The organism is Janibacter sp. CFPM2_SD2 (assembly GCF_057364645.1).
The window spans coordinates 1-5,189 of sequence record NZ_JBNFOF010000214.1; the positions used below are offsets into that span (position 1 = coordinate 1).

General features: G+C 74.2%; 8 protein-coding genes. 3 read left to right on the forward strand and 5 right to left on the reverse strand.

Annotation, left to right across the window (positions count from 1 at the left end; translation table 11 throughout):
- On the reverse strand, positions 1-182 hold a 182-nt coding region (locus AC2W7J_RS15585), incomplete at its 3' end, for a hypothetical protein (RefSeq protein WP_485983508.1).
- 139 nt (positions 183-321) lie between these two features.
- Here AC2W7J_RS15585 and AC2W7J_RS15590 point away from each other — a divergent pair.
- From AC2W7J_RS15590 to AC2W7J_RS15600, 3 genes are read left to right on the forward strand one after another with little or no spacing between them, the layout of a single operon-like run.
- Positions 322-1,650, forward strand: a complete 1,329-nt coding sequence (locus AC2W7J_RS15590; protein ID WP_485983510.1) for an LppX_LprAFG lipoprotein — start codon at positions 322-324, stop codon at positions 1,648-1,650.
- 1 nt (position 1,651) lies between these two features.
- Positions 1,652-2,539 carry an MFS transporter gene (locus AC2W7J_RS15595; protein WP_485983512.1) on the forward strand — a complete coding sequence of 296 codons (888 nt, stop codon included), beginning with the start codon at positions 1,652-1,654 and terminating at the stop codon, positions 2,537-2,539.
- Positions 2,533-3,357: an MFS transporter gene (locus AC2W7J_RS15600; protein WP_485983514.1), complete on the forward strand. Its 825-nt coding sequence runs from the start codon at positions 2,533-2,535 to the stop codon at positions 3,355-3,357. Before AC2W7J_RS15595 ends, AC2W7J_RS15600 begins: the two co-directional genes overlap by 7 nt.
- Here AC2W7J_RS15600 and AC2W7J_RS15605 read toward each other — a convergent pair.
- Genes AC2W7J_RS15605 through AC2W7J_RS15620 form a run of 4 tightly spaced genes read right to left on the reverse strand, consistent with a single transcriptional unit; the run spans position 3,319 to position 5,028 of the window.
- The gene (locus AC2W7J_RS15605; protein ID WP_485983516.1) at positions 3,319-3,630 is read right to left on the reverse strand and encodes an alpha/beta fold hydrolase; all 312 of its coding nucleotides are present in this window, start codon (positions 3,628-3,630) and stop codon (positions 3,319-3,321) included. The genes AC2W7J_RS15600 and AC2W7J_RS15605 overlap by 39 nt on opposite strands.
- A complete protein-coding gene (locus tag AC2W7J_RS15610; protein WP_485983522.1) occupies positions 3,609-3,947 on the reverse strand; it encodes an alpha/beta fold hydrolase in 339 nt (112 codons plus the stop codon). The genes AC2W7J_RS15605 and AC2W7J_RS15610 overlap by 22 nt, the downstream gene beginning before the upstream one ends.
- Positions 3,854-4,198 carry an alpha/beta fold hydrolase gene (locus tag AC2W7J_RS15615; protein ID WP_485983518.1) on the reverse strand — a complete coding sequence of 115 codons (345 nt, stop codon included), beginning with the start codon at positions 4,196-4,198 and terminating at the stop codon, positions 3,854-3,856. Before AC2W7J_RS15615 ends, AC2W7J_RS15610 begins: the two co-directional genes overlap by 94 nt.
- The gene (locus tag AC2W7J_RS15620; protein ID WP_485983520.1) at positions 4,195-5,028 is read right to left on the reverse strand and encodes an exodeoxyribonuclease III; all 834 of its coding nucleotides are present in this window, start codon (positions 5,026-5,028) and stop codon (positions 4,195-4,197) included. The genes AC2W7J_RS15615 and AC2W7J_RS15620 overlap by 4 nt, the downstream gene beginning before the upstream one ends.
- Between the last annotated feature and the right edge of the window lie 161 nt (positions 5,029-5,189).

Below are 5,189 nucleotides of genomic sequence, written 5' to 3' on the forward strand. Positions count from 1 at the left end.
CCGGCACCGTCCTCGCCCTCTGGCGCGGGGGCCGCGATGCCCTCGACGCGATCGGTGTCGGCGAGGCGACCCGCCGGACCTCCCTGCCGGTCACCGGGGCGCCCTGCGCCGCTCCGACGGCCGGCCGATCCACGAGCTGCGGTCGGCCGGGCACGGTGCGCCGCGTCTGTGGTTCGTCCCACGCCCGGATCTCGTGGTGGCGCTCGAGGCGGCGATCCCCCCTTCGGTCACCCGGCTCACCGAGCTGGTCACCGACCCTCGGGCCCTGGCCAGCAGCACCGGTGCCGACCTCGTCGTCGGCGCGACGGCGTGCGCTCGGCCGTGCGCCAGCACACGTGGGCCGGGTCGCGCCCGGTCGTCACCGACTGGATCGCGCTGCGCGGTCACCTGCCGGGCCCACCCGTCACGACCGCCACCGAGTGGTGGGGGCGCGGCGGGCTCTTCGGGGTGACGCCCGGCCCGCAGGGCGCAGCGTGGTTCGCCGCCGTGCGCGGCGACCACCGGGGCGTCAAGGTCGATCGCGACGACGCCGTCGCCCTGGTCCGCGGTCGTCTCGCCGACTGGGACAGGCGTGTCGGCGAGGTCCTCGCGGCCGTCGGTGACGCAGCCGACGCCCAGCGCGTCCTGCTCGCCCCGCCGCTGCGGACCCCGGTCGACGACGCCCTCGTCGTCATCGGCGACGCGACCCATGCGATGAGCCCCAACCTCGGGCGCGGGGCCAACGAGGCGCTCGCTGACGCCGTGGCGCTGGCCGACGCGGTCCACCGCCACGGACGAAGGGGGGCACCCCCGCGCCTTCGCCCGTCGTCGCCACCTGCGCGGTCAGGTGCTGCGGGCGGCCTCCCTGCCCGCGCTGCGCGTGGCCACGAGCCGGCTCTGGTGAGCCGACGCCGCGTGACCGGGGAGGTATGTCACGGTCCTCGCCCCGTGGGCCACCCAGCGGTTAGGTTGGCGGCCATGCGACGACGCTCCCTCCTTGCCGCCGTGCCCCTCGTGCTCACCCTGACCGCGGGGTGCTCGGCCTTCGAGGAGGCGACCCCGCCCAAGGAAGCCCTCGACGCGGCCCGCACGACCTTTGTCGACTCGGGGACGGTGGCCTTCGACCTGAAGTCCTCGGCGATCCCCAAGGGGCGCAACGGGGTCTCGGCGGCCAACGGCTCGGGCATCGTCGACACGACGACCCCGAAGTTCCAGGGCCAGGTCACCGGCGTCATCGACGGCGCCTCCGCGGGCGTCGAGATCATCGCCATCGACGACAAGACGTGGATGTCCTTCTTCACCAAGGACTTCAACCCCGTGGACATGAAGGACCTCGGCGCCCCCAACCCCGCCGAGTTCTTCCGCACCGGCAGCGGTGTCGACCAGATCCTCGAGCACACGGAGGGCGCCAAGGCGGGCGAGAAGACCCGCGACGGCGACACCGTGCTGCAGGAGTACACCGGCACCGTGCCCAAGGCCGACATCGAGCGGCTCTTCGGGCTCGCCGAGGGGGGCGAGGACTTCGACGTCACCTACGGCATCGAGCCCGACAGCGGCGAGCTGCGGCAGGTCGAGATCACCGGTGACTTCTACAAGGAGTCGGAGACGACCTACACGCTCGAGCTCTCGGACTACGGCAAGGACGTCGAGATCACCAAGCCCTCCTCCTGACGTGACGACGCCCGTCACCACCGCCGCCCGCACCAACCCGCGGGTCCTGCTCGCCCTCGCCTCCACCGCGGTCGCGCTCGCCGCGGCCGACACCTATGTCGTCGTGCTCGCGCTCACCGACATGATGAGCGGCGTCGGCCTGGGCCTGGACAACCTGCAGCGCGCGGCGCCGATCATCTCCGGCTTCCTGCTCGGCTACATCGCCGTCCTGCCGCTCATCGGCCGCCTCGCCGACCTCGTCTCCCGGTCGCGCATCCTCCTCGGCTGCCTCGTCGTCTTCGTCGTCGGCTCGGGCATCACCGCCCTGGCCGTCGACCTCGACATCCTCGTCGCCGGCCGCATCGTCCAGGGCGTCGGCGGCGGCGGGCTCGTGCCCGCCACGCTCGCCCTCGTCGCCGACCTGTGGCCGCCGGGACGAAGGGGGATGCCGCTCGGTGTCGTCGGCGCGGTCCAGGAGCTCGGCTCGGTGCTCGGCCCGCTCCTCGGCGCGGCGGTCCTGCTCGTCGCCGACTGGCGGGCGATCTTCTGGCTCAACGTCGTGCTCGGCGTGCTGCTGTGGGTGGCCATCGCGGCTGTGACCCGCAGCGCGAAGGGGGAGACTCGCCCCCTTCGTCCTCGGCTGGTGACCACGGGGCTGGGGGTCGTCACGGTCGGCCTGCTCTGGCTCACCCTCGCCGCGCCGCGGGCGCTGGCGACCGACGTCTACCTCGGGCTGCCCTTCGTCCCCTTCGCCGGGGACAGCCGGCTGGCCACGCCGATCGGGCTCGTGACCCTCGCGCTCGCGCTGCTCGTCGGGGTGCTCACGGTGCGCAGCTGGTGGCCGCCGCTGCGCGAGAGCGACCTGCCCGGCGCGCTCCTGCTCGGCACGCCCTGGGCTGCGTCGTGCTGACCTTCAGCTCCGCCGATCCCGAGAGCGAGGTCGTCGGGCCGCTCGGCTACGCCCTGCTGCCCGTGGCCGTCGTCGCGCTGCTGCTCTACGTCTGGCGCCACCGCACCGCGCCCTCGCCGCTCGTGCCGCGCGGCACGGTGCGCGGCCGCACCGGCTGGGCACTGGCGATCTCGCTGCTCGTCGGCGTGCTCGTCGCCGTCGTCGTCGACGTCCCGCTCTTCTCCCGGCTGACGACCGACGGGACGCAGACCGACGCGGCGATGGAGCTGGTGAAGTTCCTCGTCGCCGTGCCCGTCGGGGCGCTCGTCGGCGGCTGGGTGCTGCGGTGGGTCGGCGACGGCCTGTCCGCCGGCGTCGGGCTGGCCCTGGCCGCCGTCGGTCTGCTCGTCATGTCTGGCTGGGGGCACGACTCGCTCGCCCAGGTCTCGGCCACGGTGACGCTCGCGGTCGTCGGATTCGGCCTGGGCATGGCGCTCGCGCCGGTCAACGACGCGGCGCTCGCCGACGCACCGCAGCACGCCCACGGCACGGCGAGCAGCCTCGTCGTCGTCAGCCGGATGGTCGGGATGGTCGTCGGCCTCGCCCTGCTCACCGGGGTCGGCCTGCACCGCTACTACGAGGCGGTCGACGCCCTGCCGCGCGAGCAGCAGACCGACGCGCAGGCGCTGCTCGACGCTGCGCTGCTGCAGGTGCACACCGTCTTCATCGGCGCAGCGGGCTCCGCCGCGCTCGGCGCGCTGCTCGCCCTGGTCTGCCTGGGCGTGCGGCGCCGCGAGGGCTCAGGCTCGATCGCTCGCAGCTGGGGCGTCGAGGAGTAGCTCGATCTTGTCGGCGACGAGCCGCGGCGCCTCGTAGGTGATCATGTGGCCGACCCGGGGCACCGACCAGAAGTCGGCACCGGGGATCCCCGCGGCCAGCCGCCGACCTGCGGAGACGGGCGTCAGCCGGTCGCGGGCGCCGGTGAGCACGACCGTGCGGACCCCGGCGAAGGGGGCGAGGTGGTCGCGGAAGTCGAGCTCACCGATCGCGCGGTGCCAGTCGGCGACGACATTGGCCCGGGTGCGGCTCGTCAGCCGACCGGTCGTGCGCACGGCCTGCGGGTCGGGGTCGGTGCCGAAGAGGTTGGCCGCGGTGAGGCGCGGGGTCGTCGGCAGGCCGCGGGTGCCGCGGGGAGACGGCCGAGCACGGCCATGGCGATGCCCTCGCCGGGGATCGGGCGCCGAGTGCCGAGCCACGAGGCCGTGCCGACGAGCGCGGCGCCGCGCACCCGCTCGGCGAAGAGCTCGGGCGCGACCTGTGCGAGCGCCATGACGGTCATGCCGCCCATCGAGTGACCTCCGAGGACGACATCACCCTCGGGAGCCGTCTCGGCGATGACCTCGCGCAGGGTGGCGCCGAGGTCGAGCAGGCTGACCTGCCGGTCGTGGCCGGGCGTGGAGAGCCGTGCCCGGGTTGGTCGTAGGTGATGACCCGCAGGTGCGGGCGCCGGGCCTGCAGCTCCGCGACGACCCGGTCCCAGGTCTCGGCGGCGAGGCACCAGCCGTGGGCGAGGACGAGGGTCGGGCCCTCGGCGGTGCCGGCAGGAGCCGCGTGCTCACGGACCGCGATGCGGGCTCCGTCCGGGGCGAGGACCGTGCTCAGGCGCGGGTCGGCACTCACCGGGCGGGGCTCCCTTCGACCGGCTTGTCCACGGCCGCACCGTCGTCGCCGTCGAGACCGACGATGACCGGCGCGTGGTCGCTCGCGCCCTTGCCCTTGCGCTCCTCGCGGTCGATCGCCGCGCCGCTCACCCGCTCGGCGAAGGACGCCGACCCGAGGACGAAGTCGATGCGCATGCCGCGGCGCTTGGGGAAGGCGAGCTGCTGGTAGTCCCAGTAGGTGTAGGTGCCGGGGCCGGGGGCGTGCGGGCGCACGACGTCGGTGAAGCCCGCGTCGAGGAAGGCGTGGAAGGCGGCCCGCTCCGGCGGGGAGACGTGGGTCTTGTCGGCGAAGTACTCCATCGACCACACGTCCTCGTCCTGGGGCGCGACGTTCCAGTCGCCGCAGAGGGCGACGGGGGTGCCGTCGGCGGCCCACTCGACGGCGCGGTCACGCAGCCGGGCCAGCCACTCGAGCTTGTAGGCCATGTGCGGGTCCTCGAGGGTGCGGCCGTTGGGCACGTAGAGGGACCAGACCCGCACGCCGCCACAGGTCGCGCCGATCGAGCGTGCCTCGGGGGCCACCGGATCGCCGAAGCCGGGGTCGCCGTCGAAGCCGATCGCCACGTCCTCGAGCCCGACCCGGGAGAGGATCGCCACGCCGTTCCACTGGTTGACGCCGTGGTGGGCCACCTCGTAGCCGAGGTCGCGGAAGCGGTCGAAGGGGAACTGCTCCTCCTTCGCCTTCGTCTCCTGGATGGCGAGCACGTCGACATCGCTGCGCTGCAGCCAGGCCTCGACGCGGTCGACGCGGGAGCGGATGGAGTTGACGTTCCAGGTCGCGATACGCACGGGCGCCACCCTAGCCACCGCCGGCGAGGGGATGTCCTCCCGGCCGCTACGGGCGGACGGTGGCGTGCTGGTGAGGCCTGACGAGACCCCTGCTCCCGCTACCGCCACCGCTGGCATCGACGCCGGCGTCACGCTCTGCTGGGGGCGTCGCGCCGGCGGCC